This is a genomic window from Rothia sp. HMSC071F11 (assembly GCF_001809115.1).
Taxonomy (GTDB): domain Bacteria; phylum Actinomycetota; class Actinomycetes; order Actinomycetales; family Micrococcaceae; genus Rothia; species Rothia dentocariosa.
The window spans coordinates 18145-18756 of sequence record NZ_KV795760.1 but is presented as its reverse complement, the minus strand read 5'-3'; the positions used below and the strand labels follow the sequence as shown (position 1 = coordinate 18756).

Below are 612 nucleotides of genomic sequence, written 5' to 3'. Positions count from 1 at the left end.
GGGAGCGCATCCGCGAACTCGGCCTGTGCTTACGTATGAACGAAACCACCGGCGCACCTCTGGCTCAGACCCTACGGGCTGCAGCCGAACACGCCGAAGAACACCTGGATGCTCTTCTTGGGCGAGAAAGTGCGCTGACGGGGCCGAAAACGACCGGCAAGATACTGTCGTGGCTGCCGTTTATCGGCTTAGTGATGGGCTGGCTGATGGGAACAGATCCCGTCGGCGCGCTGACCGGTTCGCTGGCCGGTCTGCTGACTGGTTTTTTCGGCATCACGCTGGCGCTTCTTGGGAGGCGCTGGACGGCTCGGCTTGTGCACCGGGCCGAACGCAGCTCCGTGCTGGCCGAGGAACCCGCGCAGAAGAATGCCCGCGCTCAAGGAACTAGGCGGCGCCGAAGAGAAAAGAAACCGCAGAAAGAACCGGCAGGGTTTAGCGGTTCTGCAGAGACTGAGCCGCTGGATCCGGCACTGATGCTTGAGCTTCTTGCCGCACAATTGCGCGCGGGGCTCGGTCTTACCGGCGCCTTACAGGCTCTTGGCCGGGCACTCGCCCATGAAGAACGAGCGATAAGCGATGCGCTTGAGCACATCACCTTGACCCTGACGGTAA

Annotated in this window: 1 pseudogene; it reads left to right on the top strand. The window is 62.1% G+C overall.

The window, feature by feature from the left end:
• Positions 1-612, top strand: a pseudogene (locus HMPREF2554_RS07675) (type II secretion protein F); the annotation flags it as partial.